This window comes from Methanogenium cariaci JCM 10550 (assembly GCF_001315945.1).
Lineage (GTDB): Archaea > Halobacteriota > Methanomicrobia > Methanomicrobiales > Methanomicrobiaceae > Methanogenium > Methanogenium cariaci.
The window spans coordinates 56,496-74,242 of sequence record NZ_BBBG01000005.1 but is presented as its reverse complement, the minus strand read 5'-3'; the positions used below and the strand labels follow the sequence as shown (position 1 = coordinate 74,242).

Genomic DNA, 17,747 nt, shown 5'->3' with positions numbered 1-17,747 from the left:
TCCCCCGCCAAACAGGATCCAGAGAAGTCCCAATTACTAGTAGTAATATGTGCAAGCATTAATTATGCAGCATATCATATAATGGAGTATGGAAAAGACCATTGAGCTCATCAACACCCGCATTCGTGACGGCAATGCCCGGGCAGTCAGGGCAGACCAGATGCCGGATATTGTTGATGAACTGGGTGTGAAGGGCGCACTCAGGGAAGTCGACGTGGTGACAACCGGCACGTTCGGCGCTATGTGCTCCTCCGGTGCATTCTTTAATTTCGGGCATTCCGATCCCCCCCCATACGGATGGAGAAGGTATGGCTGAACGAAGTGGAGGCATATGCAGGCATTGCGGCAGTGGACGCCTATCTGGGCGCCACCCAGAAATCAGAGACACAGGGCACCTCATACGGCGGCGCCATGTGCTCGAAGATCTCGTCGCAGGGAATTCCGTCCAGTTACGGGCACAGTCAAAGGGAACCGACTGTTACCCCCCCGAAAGACACTGGAGATTGACCTGACCCTTGAGGATATGAATCAGGCGACCATGGTCAATCCGCGCAATTCCTATCAGTCATATGTGGCGGCATCCAACACCACCGACCGGACCCTGTATACCTATATGGGCGCCCTGCTGCCCAATACCGGAAATGTCTCATACTCCGGAGCCGGGTGTCTCTCCCCCCCCATCCCCCCCAATGACCCCCCCGACCTGCGCATCATCGGCAGCGGTGTCCCGATATTCCTCTGCGGCGCTGAGGGCATGATCATCGGGGGGGAAGGCACGCAGGCCTCACCCGGCAACGGGTTCGCCACCCTGATGACAACCGGAGATATGAACGGCATGTCCACCGACTTCCTCCGCGCGGCCACCTTCAAGGGATACAACAGCACGCTCTACGTCGGCCTCGGTGTGCCCATTCCCGTTCTCGATGAAGATATCGTGCGCCGGACGGCCGTCCGTGACGAAGACCTGAAGACCACGATTGCGGATTACGGTGTCCCCAACCGCGACCGCCCCACTCTGCGTGAAGTCACCTACGCCGAACTGAAGAGCGGACTGGTGGAGATGAACGGGGGGGAAGAGGTGAAGACATCGTCCCTCTCTTCATACAAGAAAGCGCTTGAGGTCGCGGATGAACTGAAGGCATGGGTCGAAAGCGGAAGAATGGAGCTCGCCCTCCCCCCCACCCGCAGGATGAACACACAAAAGACCCCCCCACGCCCGATGCGCGATCAGGCACGCACCCCCCCTCTTGTTCGTGACATCATGAACACAAACCTTGTCACCATCGGGGGAAGACGAGAAGATCCAGACGGCGGCAAAACGCCTGCTCAAAGGGGAAATCAATCATCTCCCGGTGCTTGACGACACCAACCGGCTGGTCGGCATCGTCACCACCTTTGACATCTCCAAGGCAGTGGCGGCATCCAATGGCAAAGGCGAGACAGTGCGTGACATCATGACCCGACGGGTCGTATCCACCTCCCCGACCGAGCCGGTGGATGTGGCCACCCGCAAGCTGGAGAAAAACAATATCAGTGCCCTCCCGGTCGTCGACGAAACCGGAAAACTTGTCGGCATTCTTTCGGCAATCGATCTGGGCAAACTCTTTGAACGGGGGGGGTGGAAGCGATGAAACTACTGGTTACCTTTTCCAAAAAAGGCGGCAAACAGCCCCTCATCGCACAGACCGTCAAAGAGACCGGCGTGCTCATAAACGTCGAGCGGGCGTTTATCGAGTCAAACGAGGGTGAAGTCCTCATCGACATCCCCGACAAGGATGCAAAAGTCATATCGGATGCGATGGAGAAGGCAGGCGCACGCGTAAAGAAGATCGAAGATTCGGTCATCCGGGACGAGTCCGAGTGCGTAAACTGCGGGGCATGCATCAGTGTCTGCCCGCAGGATGTGCTCTCATTCGATGAGACGTGGACGCTCTGCATTGAGAGTTCAAAGTGCGTCCTCTGCGGAAAATGCGTGGAGGCCTGCCCCCATCAGGCCCTTTCCCTGCTCCCATGATCCGGGAACATTTCCAGTACCGGACCACCATCACCACCATCCTCGCCGATGAGGAGAAATATATCACCATCGCAAAAGAGGCAATGGTGGACGCCCGGAGTGAACTGGAACGCGAAATCCTCCGGAACCCTTTTTTTGGCTCAACCTATGAACCTACGCCCCCGGAGACATCCTCCCCCGGTGGCACAGCGGATGGCCGTGGCATCGAAACCCGCAGGAGTCGGCCCGATGGCCGCGGTTGCAGGAACAATCGCATGGTTTGGCGTGGAAGCGATGCAGGAGGCGGGAGCTGCCTTTGCGGTAATCGATAACGGCGGGGGACATCGCCCTCATTGCCGACCGTGAGGTCACCATTGGTATTCATGCGGGCCTCTCCCCCCCTTCTCCGGGAAGCTGGCCTTCCGCATACCGCCGCAGGAGACCATCCTCGGCATCTGCACCTCCTCTGCCACCGTGGGTCCGTCGGTCTCATTCGGGACGGCCGATGCCGTGACCGTATTCTCCCGGAACGTATCCCTTGCCGATGCCTGGGCGACTGCGCTGTGCAATGACTTTACCGAATGTTCGGATGCATTTTTTCAGGCGCGTGATCTCAGGGACGTCTGCGGCATCTGTGTGATCGCAGGGGACCTCCTCTGCCGGTGGGGCAGGCTCCCGGAGATCGTACGGGCAGCGGTTGATACCAGTTTGATCACCGCGGGCAGATGACGGATGTTCAAAAATAATTAGTTGTTGTCCACCCACTCTGCCGCGTCCCGATATGCGCCCTTCCCCCCCCGGAAGGTCACGAGCACCTCCTCCCCCCCGTCGGTGACCCGCATCTCAGGAAGGGCATCCACAACCCGGAACCAAATCTCATAGATGTCGCGCTCCTCAACCAGCACACCCCGGGGGGGAAGAGAGGAGGCAGACGAGAGCATGAGGCGTTCTGCTGCGAGTATTTCCGGTTCATACCGGAAGAAATACCAGAATACCTGATAGGCATTCAGGAAATCGGAGACCAGCAGTTCATTTCTCACGCCTTCGTCAAGGGTATCGAGGACAGAAACCAGTTCTGTCACATCATCCTCCCCCCCGGTTGCGAGGATACGGTCGGCAAGCTCTGCCAGTTCAGAATATTCGGTCATATATCTCCTGTCTGATGCACATAACAATCTCTGTTCTCTGTTGTTGTACGATGAAACGGTAAAAAAGTATATGCCCGCATCCGGGTAACCTTTCCATGTGCGAGCAGAAGACAGAGATTGGCAGATATACCATATTATCGCAGAAAAATCCGAAATACCCGTGGATGAGATCTGCAGAATGACCGGGACAGAAGAACACATTATCGAAGAATCACTGGAACGCCTGCAGAGATACAGCCTGATTTCCCGAAAGAATGATACCTGCACGGCAAAATCCATTCAGGAAATACTCATCTCCGCAGAACTGAAACAGGCCATGAAGGATTCCCCCCCCATCTACATGGAGGACGGCGTCATTAAGGTCCGAAAGGAAGGGGGGGGACGAATAATGGTATCAGACGTACGGGTCCTGCGGCTGGGCCACCGACCGGAACGTGACCAGCGGGTGACAACCCATGTCGCCCTGACCGCCCGGGCGCTGGGGGGGCAAAGGCCATGTACCTTGCAGCAGACGACAAGGGCGTGCGCCAGTCGGCAACGGATGTCGCCAACCGCTGGGGGGGCGGCGACTTCTTTGTCGAGAATAATGTCTCATGGAAGAAGGTCATCCGCGAATGGAAAGACGCAGGGGGCGTCGTTGTCCACCTGACGATGTACGGTCTGCGGATGACGGATGCCATCGGTGAGATCAAAACACACGAAAAGGTGCTCGTGGTCGTTGGTGCGGAGAAGGTGCCCTCGGACATCTACGACCTTGCCGACTACAATATATCGGTCACCACCCAGCCCCCCCACTCGGAGATCTCCAGCCTGGCCCTCATCCTCGACCGGCTCTTTGACGGAGGTGAACTGAACCGCGAGTACCCGGATGCGGAGATGAAAATCATCCCGACAGAACACGGCAAGAGGTTCGAGGATTGAAGGGCCGCGTCCTTGTTGCAGGCTTTGCCACCCGCCACGTGGTCAGGTCTGCCTATGCCGCAGGCTATGAGGTCTGCGCCATCGACCATTTCTGTGATCAGGATCTCAGCTGGTACACAAAAGAATACCAAACCTTTGAGGAACTGGCCGAATTTCCGGACCTCATCGGAGACCTCTGTGCACGCTATACGTTTGATGCCATCGTCAGCACCTCCGGTGCCGAGGATATGGACCTCGGGGGACACCTTCCGCGGGACGCCGCCGGATGTGGCTGCCCGGTTCTGCACAAAGACCAGCATCCAGGAATTCTTTGAAGAGCATGCGTTTCCGGTGCCGCCCCCCCTTCTTCCCGAAGGAACATATCCCGCGTTCATTAAACCGGACACCGGCGCGGGCGGCTGGCGCAATACGCTTGCCGCCACCGCGGATGATGAGACGGTATGGACGGAGTGCTGGCCGGACACGCCCTACATCCGCCAGCAGCCGGTGGAGGGCATCTCCTGTAGTGTCTCCTGTATCGCGGACGGTACGTCCGCACGGGCCCTCAGTCTGAACCGCCAGTTTAACCGCGGCGGGGGGGAAGGGGGGAACGCCGGTTCGGATTTGCCGGGGGGGCCATAACTCCGTTCCTGCCGGAAGAACGCGAACATATTCTCACCCTTGCAGAGGATATCGCCGCAAAAAGCGGGTGTGTCGGTTCACTGGGCATCGATTTTATGCTGACAGCTGACGGCATTCGCAGCATTGAAATCAACCCACGGTTCCAGGCCACGCTTGACATCGTGGAGATGACGACCGGGACAAATATCTTTGAGCTGCATTGCAATGCAGCCCGTGGCATCCTGCCCGCCGCCCGTCCGGTCCCGAACATGACTGCCGCCCGCTCTATCATCTTTGCCGATCACGACTGTGTGGTACAGGATGACCTGAAATCACTTCACCCCGACATTGCAGACATCCCGTGGCCGGGAACCGAGATTGAAGAGGGAAGTGCGGTCCTCAGCGCCTATGGCCGTGGTGTGGATGAGGGTGAAGCGCTCGATGCCTTGGATAAGACTATTACCAGAGTACTCAGATATATGAGCAGATGGTAGAGGAGACAGACGTGCTGGATAATCCTGCGGTCCGGGCATATTTGATCCGGATGGTGGGAGAAGAAGGACTCACCCTTCTGGAAAATTTTGACCGTAAAGTCGAAAAAACCGATGAGGAACTGGCCGAGGAGACCGGAATAAATCTCAATGCCGTCCGTAATACGTTGTATACCCTTTACGGAAAGCGCCTCGCCCAGTACCGGCGGGAAAAAAATCAGGAGACCGGGTGGCTTACCTACAAATGGACACTCAGGCTGGATAACCTGAACGATGCCCTCACCGAGGACATGGAGAACGCATTCGACAAACTGGATGCACGGGAACGGTATGAAGACGAGAACGACTTTTACATCTGTAACAACTGTGGTATCGTCTATACGTTCAACGACGCCCTTGCACTCGAGTTTGCCTGCGGCTGCGGGACCCAGATGGAACATTATGATAACGAACTGCTGCTCAATGCACTCAAGACACGTGTTGCTGCAATAAAGGTGACACTGGGCAAAATCTGATGCCTTCATCAGAAGACCCGTTTTTCTTTCTGTACCGGGCCGGGTGCCCGGACAATGTAATTGCCCACTGCCGCGTGGTACATGACCTTGCCTGCCGCTATGCGGCGTTGCGACCGGTGGACCGGGAACTGGTCTCTTGGGGCGCGGCCCTGCACGATATCGGCAGGTCGCAGACCCATGCGCTGGCCCATGGCCAGATCGGTGCCGACATATGCCGGGAATACGGTCTCTCGGAAGCGGTGGCACGCATTGTTGAGTGCCACATAGGCGCCGGTCTGACCGCAGAGGAGTGCCGGGCAGAGGGTCTGAAACCAGTTGACTGTATTCCGCAGACACCGGAAGAGAAGATCGTGGCCCATGCGGACAACCGGGTCAGGGGGGGCACCAGAATCATTTCCCTTGAAGAACGGTTGGAGATGGCCTCCGCCACCCTCCCGGAGATCATTGTCAGGCGCATCGCCGCCCTTGCAGCAGACGTGGAACGTCTCTGAAGAGTCGTTCGTCTCTTTTTTCAGACAGGATATACCTGTGCCAGTGGCACAGACAACCGGTGTGTAGGACATAACAAAAAATATCCCGGAGTGAAACCCCCCCGTCTCCGGGAGCAAGACCATTTCGATTCAGGGAATATACGGAAAAAATTATTCTATAATGAGTTTTTTGACCTGGGGGAGGGCACGCAGACCTTCATAGACGAATGGCGGAAGGGACTCATCGACCACAATGACCAGCTTCGGGTCTTCTGACAGATGGGAGTCGGTGACAAATATCTGACGGATAGATATGCCATTGTCGGCAATGACCTTCACGGCCTCACCCACCACACCCTTCTGTGCTGCATCATCCGGCAGAATCGTGATCACCGTAAGGCCGAGGGACGCGGCGATACGGCTGACATCCGGTGTCGCCCGGAGGTTGAGGAACACATCACGAATGGCAGGAAGGGATAGGATCCGTTTCACCGTGGCATCGACGACCCGGCGATCGGTCCCAATATTCTTTGAGAGATGGGTTGCGGGAATTTCTATACCATTTACCGTGACCCGGCCAGATTCATTGATGCCCAGGCCGTTTTCCAGAAGAAACCGTACAACCTGCGCTTGGGAAGGTGAATCACTGAATGCATCCAGTATCTTTGCCCACATCACGATAGCATTACACCTGATTCCTAAAAATACCACTCATCCTCTCCGGCAAAATGATCGGGCACTATATTCCGGCAGACAGGGGGGGGCAGAATATCAAATCAAAACATATATCTTCCCTTACGTCATTCTATGTAGAGTAACATGGCGCAGTCGCCTGAACTCCTCCGGGGGTGTTTTCCGTCTGTGTTGATGTCATCGTCCTGGCTGTTTCTCACATTCCTGTGCGGGGGGGGTTGCCGAGCCAGGTCAAAGGCGCTAGGTTGAGGGCCTAGTCTCGTAGGAGTCCGAGCGTTCGAATCGCTCCTCCCGCATTTATTCACTTTTAACACCCGGTAGCGGGGGGGAGTAGCTTTCGCTTGTCATTATTCAGCGATTCTAATCATTTGTTTTGAATACGGAATCAATTCAATTTTCCCGGCGGAATAATCATGAAATGGTACATCCGGCATACCTGTGCCTTGGAAAAACGAGTTCACACAGAAGCCCGGAGCGACCCGTTCTCCGTTGAGACAACGGATACATCCTCCAAAAATACTCGTCAATAGCGACCGCATAATAGTTCACAATACGCCGTATTCTGAGCAAATAACCGGCAGGAAACGCTGGTTTTACCAACAGTAAAATATGAGCAAAAATACGGTCATTTCACCCCCCCCGATTCCCCCCCAATGCAGGGAGCGAAAGAGGGAGGAAAAGTGACAAAAAACGGAAGGAAAACAGGAGTCCCAATTTCCGTTCGGGGGGGAATAGAGCAGAAAGCCTCAGAGTCTTTTGCTCAGGGAGAGTTCACTCCTTAAACCGGTAGCACTCATCGGGAATCCCTATCTCAAAGCGGGCCCCCCCGACTCCTTCCGTTCCCGTCTCACAGATGGTCATGCCAGTGATGGAGAGGATCTCCTGCACCAGAAAGAGCCCATAACCGGTATTTTTGCCGGTCTTTTTCCAGAAGATCTTCTCTTTCATATTCTCAGCCACACCGCATCCGTCATCTTCAACGATCAACAGTCCCCCGTCGCCCTCTTCACGGAATGAAACCGTTATCCGGGTCAGTTCTCCCCCGTGGCGCACGGCATTATCGAACAGATTGAAGATCACCCGTTTCAACAGCGGATCGGCGAACACCTCAAGATTGCCAGTGGTAATCTCGGTTGTGATCTGACGGAATGCGGTGCCCTCGGCCACCTCTGTTACCAGTGACCCGACATGCATCCATTCTGCAATCTTTGAACCCAGCATCTCATACTCCCGAGTGAAGGTGATCTGGTCCTCCATCGTTTTAGTCACGTCGTCCATGATCCTCAGAGGCTTCTTTGCGTTCGCATCATCGCCCATCGCTTCATTCAGGAGAGCGGAGATCATTGAAAGGGCCCGGATCTGGTTGAGAATGTCATGCCGGGTAATGCTCGAGAGCAGCCCCCCCAGTTTCCTGTTCGCACTCATCAGTGCCTTCTCCGCTTCATGCGTCCGTTTCAGTTCAGCATCAAGCTCACTGGAGGTATGTTTCAGCCTCAGAATTTCAGACTTCAGGCGCCCGACAAGAATATTCACACTCCGCCGGAGGTTTTCCGTCTCTGCTGACTCCGCCTCCCGTATAGGATGGTCCAGATGCCCTTCTGCGATACAGTCAATATCCGATATGATCGCTTTCACCGGCCGCGTCAGGAAATAGGAGATATAGTATGCAAAAAACACCCCCCCGATGCCAACCCCCCCGAGCAGACTGAGAGAAACCACATTAAACAGCAGCAAATTGAGTGAATCACGGAGGGATTGAGTTGAAAAGATAATTTCACCGACAAGGTTCATCTGGGAAGATGACGGATATTCATTATTTACCAGGTCAATATAGACATAACGCGTGATGGTTTCATTTTGTTTATCAATGATATCAAATCCCGAACGGTCGGCATAGACCTGTTCCACCTGTGTGAGGGTTTCTCCCTGTGCAGATGCACCATGCCCTGCCAGTCGGCGGTGGGTGATATCAAAGATAGAGACCGCACGCAGGGCAGAGTCATCCTTCAGTAGCAGATCGGAGAGGGCAGAATAGGGAAAGTTCTTGCGCCCTTCCATAAATGACTCGGACCGAAAACTCATCTCCAGCAGATACCGGTGGTCCGGAGTGGGCATATAGGCAAATTTTTTCCTTCATCGGGATCAGAGAGACTGGCACATACCCGGTCAGCAGAAAAGTTATCCCCCCTCACGTATTTTAGTAATTGACGAATAAAACACAGGAATTGTGCTGAAATCAAATCCCTGTCGGGCTCAAAGGTGGTATATTCAATAACGCCACTTTCATTGATGACATAGAGATCGATCTCCCAGTCAGAATGCTCCATCTCAGTTTTCAGGGCATCGAGATCGATTGTGCCCGGGTTCCCACCGGACTGATCATATGCCTCAAGAAACGGGGGGGTGAATGCCGCCTCAATCTGCGTTTCGTAGGCTTTTTCATAGAGAATAAGACCTTTGTCCGCAAGAATGGCGGAATGGGTGACAGACACCGCCGTCTGATCCATTTTCTCCTCAAACTGGCTGACAATATTCTTTTCCATCGAAGAATAGAGAATTGCAGAAACAGAGATGGTCAGAACGATAAATACCAGAAAGATGACGAGACTAAAGCTTGTCTGAAGAGAAAGTTGTTGTCTCCCATCTTTTTTCATTACAGTTTTTAGGGATGGGAATGACTTTAACATATCTTTTTTAGTAAACAGGCATACCTGGGGAACACCGTCTGAATCTCTCCGCATGCCTCATACACCCAAAAAAGCCCCCCCCGCAGGATTGTTTCGACGCATCACACCGGAGACCGGACAATCCGAACCTTCATTGAGAGAGAGACCTAAAATCTGGGGTATGAAAAGTCCCTTCCATGTGATGCTGATACCAACCCTTGGCTGTCCGGGTAACTGCCACTACTGCTGGAGTTCAGAGGAGGACTCGCCGATGATGAGCCTGAAGACCATCCGGGAAGCGGCGGCCTGGCTCAGGGATTTTGACGAACGGCAGGTGACCATCACATTTCATGGGGGAGAACCCCCCCTGCTTGCGGGAGCTGACTTCTACCGTGAGGCGCTCCCACTCCTCTCCGAAGAACTGGCACACCTGAAACCGGCGTTTGCATCCAGACCAATCTCTGGCGGATGACACCGGAACTGGCACAGATATTTGCCGCATACAAGGTGCCCGTCGGCACCTCCATTGACGGCCCGAAAGAGATTAACGACATACAGCGGGGGGGGAGGGATACTTTGACAAGACCATGCACGGCTACCGGATTGCGCGGGATAACGGTCTTTTCGTGCGTTTCATCTGCACCTTCACCGCATACTCCGTTGACTATCGCGAAGAGATCTTCAATTTCTTCATGGAGAACGGGTTTGTGCTCAAACTGCACCCGGCACTTCCGTCCCTCCGGGGGGGCGACGAGCCGGAAAAATGGGCGCTGGCACCGGAGAAATACGGAGACCTCCTGATCTTCCTCCTCGACAAATACATGGAAAACCTGGACTCGCGGAGATCATGAACATCAACGACCTCTTCAAGTGCGTATTCACCCGAACGGGGGGGACAGTCTGCACCTTCAACAACTGCATGGGCAACACCTTTGCCATCGGCCCGGACGGCAGCATCTATCCCTGTTACCGGTTTGTGGGCATGCCGGAATGGGTGATGGGCCATGTCTCTGACCGCCCGACAAAAGCAGACCTTGCCGAATCACGAGCATGGAAACTGATGCACGCCTTCAGCGACTTTGTGGATGAGCACTGCAAGGAATGCCCGCATATCAAGTACTGCCGTGGCGGCTGCCCCCCCTACAATGCCATCACCCAACCGGAGGAGAGGTAAAGGCAGTCGACCCGCACTGTCCCGCCTACAAACAGATCTTTGACGAACTCAATGACCGGCTCAACAAAGAACTCTACGGGTCAGCCCCCCCAATGGGAATGGGCGGTTCCCGGAGAAGGCAGCGGAACGAAAAGGCGGGCATCATGGATTTAATGCAGAAGATCGTGTCTGAATAACCAATCGGATACGATTTCCAATTTTATCTCTTTAGCTAATACAGGATCTCCGCATCGTCTTCTGTCCCTTCCACCAGGCGAAGCGTAAACCGGATGGAAAGCCCACTCTCAGGGCGGCCGGGTATCCGGTCGCCCGGTCTGATCTTCCCCCCGTACCTCCGGATCAAAAGGCGGGTGATATGCAGACCAAGGCCGCGTCCCCCCCGTTCGGTGGTGGATTCCTGAAAGAGCGAAAAGAGCTGCAGTTTCTTATCGTCAGACAGGCCAGGCCCGTCATCCTCAACCGTGATGGTCACTTCATGGTCCGCCTCCTCACTGCTGATCCAGATATGCACCCCCGAACCGCCGTATTTGATGCTGTTTCGGATAAGATTGGTAAAGACCACGGAGAGCAGACCGTCCGCCCAGACCGTACATCCAGTTCGCATAAAAGCGATCGCCCCCTCCGGATGCTGGGAAATTTCAGCACTGATGAGGGCATCAAGATTGATGGGGGGGGTCATCTCGGTTGACTCATCGGTGATTCTCCGGATCGTGGTCACATTGTCGAGAATATCCGTGATATGATGGGTATGCCACCGGACTTTGGTGGCGTACCTGTCGCCCCCCCCTCTCTGGTATAGTCCATCAGGCGTTGGGAATATCCCCCCCGAACCGCAGCATTTGCGTTCTTGATGTCATGGAGCATGATATCCAGATAAAGACTTGCGTCACTATAGGCATCCTCCAGCCGGTCCTGCAGGATACCCCCCCGGAGAATCGTACTCCCGATTTCAGAACCGATCATCTCCAGCGTCTTCTTCTCAAAGGGAGAGAACGAGTAGCAGGACCGTCTGCCGATGTAGAGGGCACCGACAACAACGGAGTCGGATATCAGGGGGGGATGCCGGCATATGAGAGCGCATCCACCTCTTCTAACACCTTTGAATCAATCGGTCCGGGCGGATGATTCGGCAGGTTCTCCACGTAGTGCTGCTGCATCGCAAAAAAGACCAGATTAAACGGATAATCCAGCACATTCTGCCGCATTCTGGCCTCGACAAATCGTTCGGGGACACCGGATGATGCAACGATGGTTGCCCATTTCGCATCGGTATCCCGCAGGTAGATCCAGCCGAGATCAAAATCCATCTCACGGATAACCGTCTGAAGAATCTCTTCAAGCATCTCGTCCAGCGTGTAGACTGAGTTTGCCACTTTCATGACTTCATTGATCATTAAGAGCTGGTTGTTGCGTTTCAAAAGCTCAGACTCTGCATGTTTCTTGCAGGTAATGTCACGGAATACTGCCAGAATATTCCGGAAATCATCGGGTAAGAGAACCAGCAGAATTTCCACATCAATACTGCGCGTTCTGCTGATGCGAAGCTGATCTTCAATCATCCGGGAGTCGGGAGCCGATGACCCGGTATGACTTCTCAGGGAATTCACCAGTTCGGAAAAATCGTTGTCTGCAAGGCGGAACTTTGGTGGGCGATCCTTTAAAAAGGCATTTTTTCCCAGCAATTTCCGCGCTGCCGTATTATAATACCGGCATGCGGTGTCGGAAAGGACAATGACGGCATGAGGGTAGGTATCAAATATTTCATACGGAATTGTCCGGCCTTCAGCGGGAGTGCGAACGGTCTTTTCCTCATGCAGACCCGCCGGTTGAGAACTGACAGGAGAACCGGGATAAATGGTTGCGGCAGCAAGGGGGGGAGAACCGGGGGGGATTTCTGAAACCGAGACCAGCGAGGGGGGGACGCCACTCCCCTCAGAGTCAACCACATGCGCACGGATGAAGCACCCGGCCGGAACACCTCACAAACACTGCCTGCCGCATCAGACTCATCATCCTGCCGGTCACAGGGATAGATGATCGAACTGACCTCCGGTGACGCCTGCATAAAATCCTCAGGATACTGATATGTGCGGTGGAAGGCCTTGTTTGCAAAGATTACCCTCCCGGTTCCCCCGAAAAAAGGACCGGAATATCAGAATGACGCATACATTCATAATACTCACAAATATCGGTATCAATCAGTTCCGTTTGGAATGGTGGGGGGGGAGTTCATTCTCTGCTGAATTATTCGGCATGGATGGCAGCACCCGTGTTCAGGCGTAACAGGTAACGTTTACCTTTCAGAGCAATTGATAGTTTGTATATATATATACATTCCGGTATCTAATTCAGCAGATATATTGTGCCTGTCAATACCGTGGCAAACGATACCCAGGCAAGATACGGGAGAAACAGATATCCTGCCCGTTTGTTGATCCGGTAAAAACTCACGGTCACAGCAAGGATGAAAATCCAGAGGATGATGATTTCAATAAACCCGAACAGTGGACTTTTCAACGTGAAAAACAGATATGACCAGAGAATATTGAGACCGAGCTGGCAAAAGAAGAGAAATACGGCAATCTGAACGTCCGTTCTCCCGGTACCTTCCCCGAGAACGAGATACAGGGCAATCCCCATCAGAATAAAAATGGTTGTCCATGCGATAGGAAAGACTTCATCCGGCGGAACAAACCATGGTTTGATGAGTTCATCTGCGTACCATGACCCCCCCGTCCCGGTGTCCGTGAAAAACGATCCGGCAACGCCTGCGAGATTTGTCAGAATCACACAGGCAATAAGGAGCACCGGATTGCGAATAGAAAATGCCCCCCCGTCTTTCGTACCGTAAGTCATCGTATACGAAAGGGAACAAAATACCAATAAACTTTTTCCCGGTATTACCGCAATACCAAACCAGTTATCTCCACTCCGCAAATTATTATACACTGACAGGGGATCGTTTGAACATGGCTGATACAATGACAGAACCAATACCGGAATATGTCCTCTTTGATATGGACAACACCCTCTATGACTTTTATTTTGCCAAAACACAGTCATGCGAGGCGGTCGTAAACTTTGCGGGCAGTGGAGACGGCATGGAACTCTTCCGGTATTTTATGAGTGGCACCCACGGGTTTGAAGACCACAACAATATCCATGATTTTCTGGAAGACAAAGGCATCTTTGAACCCCCCCGCCTGTATGAAGATGCATGCGCGGTCTACGAAGAGGTGAAGCTGGCATCACTCAAACTATATCCCGGCGTGAAAGAAACTCTCAAAATGCTTGCAGATGCCGGTGTGCCCATGGCAATCATCACCGATGCTGAGAGCAGTCAGGCGGAAAAACGTCTCGCCACCACAGGAGTCAGAGACTACTTTGACGGCGTAATGACTCCTGACCGGTCAGGGGTCAGAAAACCCAAACCGGAAATATTTCATGCGGCCGCAGGGATGCTGAAGTGTAATGTCCATGAGGCATGGATTGTGGGTGACAGCCCGAAGCGGGAGATTGAACCCGGCAATCTCTTAGGCATGACAACCGTCTATGCGAAATACGGCGACTGGATCGGCATTCCCTATCCAAAAATACGACCGGACTACACCCTGCAGTCCTTCGGGGGGGATCTGCAGGAGATCATGCACCTGAAAAAATAATCATTGGAGGGGGGGACGGTTCCTTCCCTTCCGAATAGGGCAGGGCACGCCCGGTGATCACCACCGGTGCCTCTGCAGAGGCAATCTTTGCCAGCACCACCTCTTTTCCGGCTGCAGTCATGGCAAACACCGGGACGGCTTTGCGCCCTGCAAAAGTGCCTTTTTCCCGGCAATCTCATACATTGCACGGGACGCACACGGGAATATCAGATCACAGGATGCGGCAAACATCTCTGCCTCCTCCGCTGTTGTGCCGGTGGTATGCACTGCCACGATGAAGGCGGCAGGGCAGAGTCCGCGGAGAAGGGTGGCCTCATCTGCAGAGGCGGTGGTCACCGCCGGTGCATGAAAACCTTTTTCCAGAGCCATCCGCATCCCGGATTCGGCGCTGAGTGCGGCATCATGAGGGGGGGAGACCACAATACCCCCCCCGTGTTCACCGATACGGTCAATCACCGCAGGAATCGGCGTCGTCGATACCAGCCCGGACATCTTTCCCCCCCGATACCCTGAATCAGACGGGGAGACGTCGCAATAACCGTCCCTGCCCCCCCGTCGCAGGCAATAACCGCTGCGCCAATGATACCACACCGGAGAGCGGATGAGAGCAGTTCAGATGCCCCGAAGAGCACGAAATCGTCATCGGAAACCACGACACGTTCAGGAGTGCACATGCCGAATGTTGCAATGCGCCCTTCAATATTGCGTTGAATTTCCTCTTCGCTAAAGGTTCGCACCGGCTCACTGAACCGTGCCGCAAGCGGGCAGGATGTAATACGGGCCGGGCCGACCGATACCACCTGTCCGTTTCTGACAACGACCCGTGCACGACCGGCTGCCTCAATTATATGCTCATCACCCTGAGTCATCACACTAATGCGTATTGCACCCCCCCCGTATAATAATGAAGACGAATGGAGCAGGCAGAAGAAATACCGGAGAGACCCGGAACAAGATTCTGGGAGATTGATGCGGTCCGCGGTATTGCCATCCTGATGATGGTCGTCTACCATCTCATGTATGACCTCGTCTACTTCGGCGTGGCAGACATGGCGGTTACCAGTGGGTTCTGGCGGGCGTTTGCGCTGACCTGCGCCTGCACCTTTGTCTTTCTGGTCGGGCTGTCCCTGCATATCAGCCGGGAACGTGCCATGCAAAGAGGCATGGAGGGGGGGCGGGCCCTCGTGCAGAAGTTTCTCATGAGGGGGGGTCTGTTCATTCTCGCTCTCGGCGGCGGCATCAGCTTGTCACCTGGCAGGTGATCGGGGAAGGATACATCCTCTTCGGTATCCTGCACCTGATCGGCCTCTCCATCTGCCTGGCACCGCTCTTTTTTCTCTGCAGAAAAATAACCTCGTCGCCGGTGTGATCGTGCTGGCACTGGGTCTTGTGGTGACCGGGACGGCGGGCCCTATCTGGCTGGCGTGGCTGGGCATTCATCCAGCAGGATTTTATTCTGTTGACTATGAACCGCTCATACCCTGGTTCGGCCTGGTGCTCCTGGGGGGGCTGGGAACGGGGGCCTACCTCTACCCAAAGGGCATCCGCTGCGGCAGATTCGCCAGCCCTGTCTCCCCCCATCACCAACCTTTTGGCAGCGGCCGGCAGGCACTCCCTGCTGATATACCTCATCCACCAGCCCATCCTGATACTGGGAATGGTAGTGGCGGGAATCATTCCCCCCCCGGCGCCTTGGGCATATTCTAAATATTATTTTTTGGGGGGGGAAGAAAAGAGCGGCACATCGGCAAAGGCGTCCACTTCAAACACCCCCCCACGTTCGGTCACCCGGATTTCAGGAATGACCGTGAGTGCACAGAAGGAGAGATACATAAACGGATTTTCAATACACCCGGTTGTCCGGATGCATGCCTCAAGGGATTGGAGAGACGCTGCCACCTTATCATACGGGAGGGATGACATCAGCCGCCGCACTCCAGCGGCAGAAAGGCGGAGGTGTTCCCTGCGACTGCCGCCATGCCGCCGTCGGCGGCAATGACCCGCTCTGCTGCACGGATGATTGAGGCGTCATCACTCCCGACGGCAATGAGGTTATGGGAGTCATGGGCCACACTCGCCGCGATGGCACCGTCCCGGATGCCAAACCCGTTCACAATACCGACACCACAACCACCCCCCCTGCGGTAGCGATCACAGACAACTAACTTCAGGAGATCCCGCGACGGATCGGGAAGAATGACCCCCCCGTCCACCTCTTCTGATAATTCGCGGGTCAGAATCTGGCCCGGCACCAGACCCACCACACGGGCCTTCCCTGCTCCGTGGATGGCGATGGACTCCTCTGTCAGGGGGGCACATGAAAAGGGCACTGACAGGATCTCAGGACGTCGGTATCCGGGGTCAGTCCACCGGACTCCCTGGATGTACGTATCCGTTACGGTGCAGGGGGGGCCGTGATCGTCCATCACACAGAAGTCGGCCCGCCTGCCGGGTGAGAGTGCACCACGGTCGTTCAGGCCGAAGCGTCCTGCGGCAGAGAGTGTGGCCATCCGGTAGGCCGTCTCCGGTTCAATGCCCGCGGCAACAGCCCTGCGGATGCAGTCATCGATATGCCCGTCTGCTGCCAGCATATCCGCATGCCGGTCATCGGTGGCAAAACAACACCGGGGGGGTGCGGTGGCAGGCGTCACCACAGCAGCCAGTGCACCGAGGTTCTTCTCCGTTGACCCCTCACGCAGCATAATATACATCCCGCGCTGGAGTTTTTCTGCAGCCTCCGCCGCAGTTGTGCATTCATGGTCGCTCTGTATGCCTGCCGCGATATATGCACAGAGGTTTTCCCCGGAAAGCAGCGGGGGGGCATGGCCGTCCACAACTGCAGAGAGGCCAATCTTGCAGAGCAGATCCGGGTCTTCTGCGAGAACCCCGGGCACGTTCATCACTTCACCAATACCGGCAATTCCCTCTTCACCGACAAAGGCTGAGAGATCCCGGCAGGAGAGAACCGCCCCACCCCCCCGGTCCAGCGGGGGGGTGGCGGCACACAGGACGGAAGCATCAGCCGGATATCCAGCGGAATTCGGGAACGCTCCCGCAACATATACCTCAGCCCCCCCCGCCGTGCCTGCGACATTGGCAATCTCATGCGGGTCAGCAAAGACTGTGGTGGTTCCATGCGGAATAACGGCCCGGGCATACTCGGAGGGGGTCAGAAGAGAACTTTCAATATGCACATGGGCATCAATCAGACCGGGGGATGACGCGTTTCCCCCCCGCAGATCAACAGTCTGTTCAGCAGCGTAGGTTCCAAACCCTGCCACACGTCCGTCTTTTACCCCCCCGAATGAGGTATTATCTTCCCATTCTCCAGTAAACGGACAGAATACCCGGGCATTGACAAAAAATATATCACAGGGTTCTTTACCTGCGGCGGCCTGAATAAACGAAGTCATC

Annotated in this window: 19 protein-coding genes, 1 tRNA gene and 6 pseudogenes; 16 read left to right on the top strand and 10 right to left on the bottom strand. The window is 54.8% G+C overall.

Annotated elements, in window-relative coordinates:
- The first annotated feature begins 88 nt into the window (after nt 1-88).
- From JCM10550_RS06210 to JCM10550_RS06200, 3 genes and pseudogenes are all read left to right on the top strand, one after another.
- Nucleotides 89-1,631, top strand: a pseudogene (locus tag JCM10550_RS06210) (homocysteine biosynthesis protein).
- Nucleotides 1,628-2,014 (top strand): 4Fe-4S binding protein, encoded by a 387-nt coding sequence (locus tag JCM10550_RS06205; protein WP_062397761.1) that lies wholly within the window; start codon nt 1,628-1,630, stop codon nt 2,012-2,014. Before JCM10550_RS06210 ends, JCM10550_RS06205 begins: the two are co-directional and overlap by 4 nt.
- Nucleotides 1,960-2,722 (top strand): annotated as a pseudogene (locus JCM10550_RS06200) (UPF0280 family protein). The gene JCM10550_RS06205 and the pseudogene JCM10550_RS06200 overlap by 55 nt, the downstream one beginning before the upstream one ends.
- A gap of 17 nt (nt 2,723-2,739) precedes the next feature.
- On the opposite strand, the gene JCM10550_RS06195 reads toward JCM10550_RS06200, so the two are convergent.
- On the bottom strand, nt 2,740-3,141 hold the full coding sequence (locus JCM10550_RS06195; protein WP_062397760.1) for a hypothetical protein: 402 nt from the start codon (nt 3,139-3,141) through the stop codon (nt 2,740-2,742).
- A 388-nt stretch (nt 3,142-3,529) separates the two neighbouring features.
- Between JCM10550_RS06195 and JCM10550_RS06190 the strand changes: the two are divergent.
- The 6 genes and pseudogenes from JCM10550_RS06190 (at nt 3,530) to JCM10550_RS06175 (ending at nt 6,159) form a co-directional block, all read left to right on the top strand.
- Nucleotides 3,530-4,062: pseudogene (locus JCM10550_RS06190) on the top strand (tRNA (cytidine(56)-2'-O)-methyltransferase).
- Complete coding sequence (locus tag JCM10550_RS22270) at nt 4,059-4,376, top strand: hypothetical protein (RefSeq protein WP_245618804.1); 318 nt, start codon at nt 4,059-4,061, stop codon at nt 4,374-4,376. The pseudogene JCM10550_RS06190 and the gene JCM10550_RS22270 overlap by 4 nt, the downstream one beginning before the upstream one ends.
- A complete protein-coding gene (locus JCM10550_RS24540) occupies nt 4,330-4,683 on the top strand; it encodes an ATP-grasp domain-containing protein (RefSeq protein WP_281175285.1) in 354 nt (117 codons plus the stop codon). The genes JCM10550_RS22270 and JCM10550_RS24540 overlap by 47 nt, the downstream gene beginning before the upstream one ends.
- A gap of 8 nt (nt 4,684-4,691) precedes the next feature.
- Complete coding sequence (locus JCM10550_RS24535; protein WP_281175297.1) at nt 4,692-5,156, top strand: ATP-grasp domain-containing protein; 465 nt, start codon at nt 4,692-4,694, stop codon at nt 5,154-5,156.
- Entirely contained in the window at nt 5,150-5,668 is a 519-nt protein-coding gene (locus JCM10550_RS06180) for a transcription factor (protein ID WP_062397758.1), read from the top strand. Before JCM10550_RS24535 ends, JCM10550_RS06180 begins: the two co-directional genes overlap by 7 nt.
- Nucleotides 5,668-6,159, top strand: a complete 492-nt coding sequence (locus tag JCM10550_RS06175) for an HDIG domain-containing metalloprotein (protein ID WP_062397756.1) — start codon at nt 5,668-5,670, stop codon at nt 6,157-6,159. Before JCM10550_RS06180 ends, JCM10550_RS06175 begins: the two co-directional genes overlap by 1 nt.
- Nucleotides 6,160-6,309: 150 nt before the next feature.
- Here JCM10550_RS06175 and JCM10550_RS06170 read toward each other — a convergent pair whose 3' ends face one another.
- Nucleotides 6,310-6,813, bottom strand: a complete 504-nt coding sequence (locus JCM10550_RS06170) for a hypothetical protein (protein WP_062397754.1) — start codon at nt 6,811-6,813, stop codon at nt 6,310-6,312.
- 226 nt (nt 6,814-7,039) lie between these two features.
- Here JCM10550_RS06170 and JCM10550_RS06165 point away from each other — a divergent pair.
- Nucleotides 7,040-7,127: transfer RNA gene (locus tag JCM10550_RS06165), tRNA-Leu, on the top strand.
- A gap of 475 nt (nt 7,128-7,602) precedes the next feature.
- Here JCM10550_RS06165 and JCM10550_RS06160 read toward each other — a convergent pair.
- Together JCM10550_RS06160 and JCM10550_RS06155 are read right to left on the bottom strand one after the other, a co-directional pair.
- Complete coding sequence (locus tag JCM10550_RS06160) at nt 7,603-8,946, bottom strand: HAMP domain-containing sensor histidine kinase (RefSeq protein ID WP_083475341.1); 1,344 nt, start codon at nt 8,944-8,946, stop codon at nt 7,603-7,605.
- On the bottom strand, nt 8,910-9,485 hold the full coding sequence (locus JCM10550_RS06155; RefSeq protein WP_062397751.1) for a hypothetical protein: 576 nt from the start codon (nt 9,483-9,485) through the stop codon (nt 8,910-8,912). Before JCM10550_RS06155 ends, JCM10550_RS06160 begins: the two co-directional genes overlap by 37 nt.
- Nucleotides 9,486-9,678: 193 nt before the next feature.
- Here JCM10550_RS06155 and JCM10550_RS06150 point away from each other — a divergent pair.
- Nucleotides 9,679-10,847 (top strand): annotated as a pseudogene (locus JCM10550_RS06150) (TIGR04083 family peptide-modifying radical SAM enzyme).
- A 35-nt stretch (nt 10,848-10,882) separates the two neighbouring features.
- On the opposite strand, the gene JCM10550_RS06145 reads toward JCM10550_RS06150, so the two are convergent.
- The 3 genes from JCM10550_RS06145 to JCM10550_RS06135 all read right to left on the bottom strand — a co-directional run bounded on the left by JCM10550_RS06145 (nt 10,883) and on the right by JCM10550_RS06135 (nt 12,617).
- The gene (locus JCM10550_RS06145) at nt 10,883-11,389 is read right to left on the bottom strand and encodes a sensor histidine kinase KdpD (protein WP_062397749.1); all 507 of its coding nucleotides are present in this window, start codon (nt 11,387-11,389) and stop codon (nt 10,883-10,885) included.
- Complete coding sequence (locus JCM10550_RS06140) at nt 11,386-11,634, bottom strand: hypothetical protein (RefSeq protein ID WP_062397747.1); 249 nt, start codon at nt 11,632-11,634, stop codon at nt 11,386-11,388. Before JCM10550_RS06140 ends, JCM10550_RS06145 begins: the two co-directional genes overlap by 4 nt.
- An 86-nt stretch (nt 11,635-11,720) precedes the next feature.
- Nucleotides 11,721-12,617: a GAF domain-containing protein gene (locus JCM10550_RS06135; protein WP_062397746.1), complete on the bottom strand. Its 897-nt coding sequence runs from the start codon at nt 12,615-12,617 to the stop codon at nt 11,721-11,723.
- A gap of 211 nt (nt 12,618-12,828) precedes the next feature.
- On the opposite strand from JCM10550_RS06135, the gene JCM10550_RS24530 reads away from it, so the two are divergent.
- Entirely contained in the window at nt 12,829-12,954 is a 126-nt protein-coding gene (locus JCM10550_RS24530; RefSeq protein ID WP_281175284.1) for a hypothetical protein, read from the top strand.
- 60 nt (nt 12,955-13,014) lie between these two features.
- Here the strand turns inward: JCM10550_RS24530 and JCM10550_RS06130 are convergent, their stop codons facing one another.
- Nucleotides 13,015-13,527 carry a TspO/MBR family protein gene (locus tag JCM10550_RS06130; RefSeq protein ID WP_062397935.1) on the bottom strand — a complete coding sequence of 171 codons (513 nt, stop codon included), beginning with the start codon at nt 13,525-13,527 and terminating at the stop codon, nt 13,015-13,017.
- A 113-nt stretch (nt 13,528-13,640) separates the two neighbouring features.
- Here JCM10550_RS06130 and JCM10550_RS06125 point away from each other — a divergent pair, with 113 nt between their 5' ends.
- A complete protein-coding gene (locus JCM10550_RS06125; RefSeq protein WP_062397743.1) occupies nt 13,641-14,333 on the top strand; it encodes an HAD family hydrolase in 693 nt (230 codons plus the stop codon).
- Here the strand turns inward: JCM10550_RS06125 and JCM10550_RS06120 are convergent.
- Nucleotides 14,314-15,202 (bottom strand): annotated as a pseudogene (locus JCM10550_RS06120) (DUF2099 family protein). The gene JCM10550_RS06125 and the pseudogene JCM10550_RS06120 overlap by 20 nt on opposite strands.
- A gap of 45 nt (nt 15,203-15,247) precedes the next feature.
- Here JCM10550_RS06120 and JCM10550_RS24525 point away from each other — a divergent pair.
- From JCM10550_RS24525 to JCM10550_RS24515, 3 genes are read left to right on the top strand one after another with little or no spacing between them, the layout of a single operon-like run.
- A complete protein-coding gene (locus tag JCM10550_RS24525; RefSeq protein ID WP_062397741.1) occupies nt 15,248-15,595 on the top strand; it encodes a heparan-alpha-glucosaminide N-acetyltransferase domain-containing protein in 348 nt (115 codons plus the stop codon).
- Nucleotides 15,592-15,702: a heparan-alpha-glucosaminide N-acetyltransferase domain-containing protein gene (locus JCM10550_RS24520; protein ID WP_218185145.1), complete on the top strand. Its 111-nt coding sequence runs from the start codon at nt 15,592-15,594 to the stop codon at nt 15,700-15,702. Before JCM10550_RS24525 ends, JCM10550_RS24520 begins: the two co-directional genes overlap by 4 nt.
- Nucleotides 15,699-16,040, top strand: coding sequence for a heparan-alpha-glucosaminide N-acetyltransferase domain-containing protein (locus tag JCM10550_RS24515; protein WP_218185144.1), 342 nt, complete (start codon nt 15,699-15,701; stop codon nt 16,038-16,040). Before JCM10550_RS24520 ends, JCM10550_RS24515 begins: the two co-directional genes overlap by 4 nt.
- Nucleotides 16,041-16,043: 3 nt before the next feature.
- On the opposite strand, the pseudogene JCM10550_RS06105 reads toward JCM10550_RS24515, so the two are convergent.
- Nucleotides 16,044-17,746 (bottom strand): annotated as a pseudogene (locus JCM10550_RS06105) (adenine deaminase C-terminal domain-containing protein).
- Nucleotide 17,747: the final 1 nt, after the last annotated feature.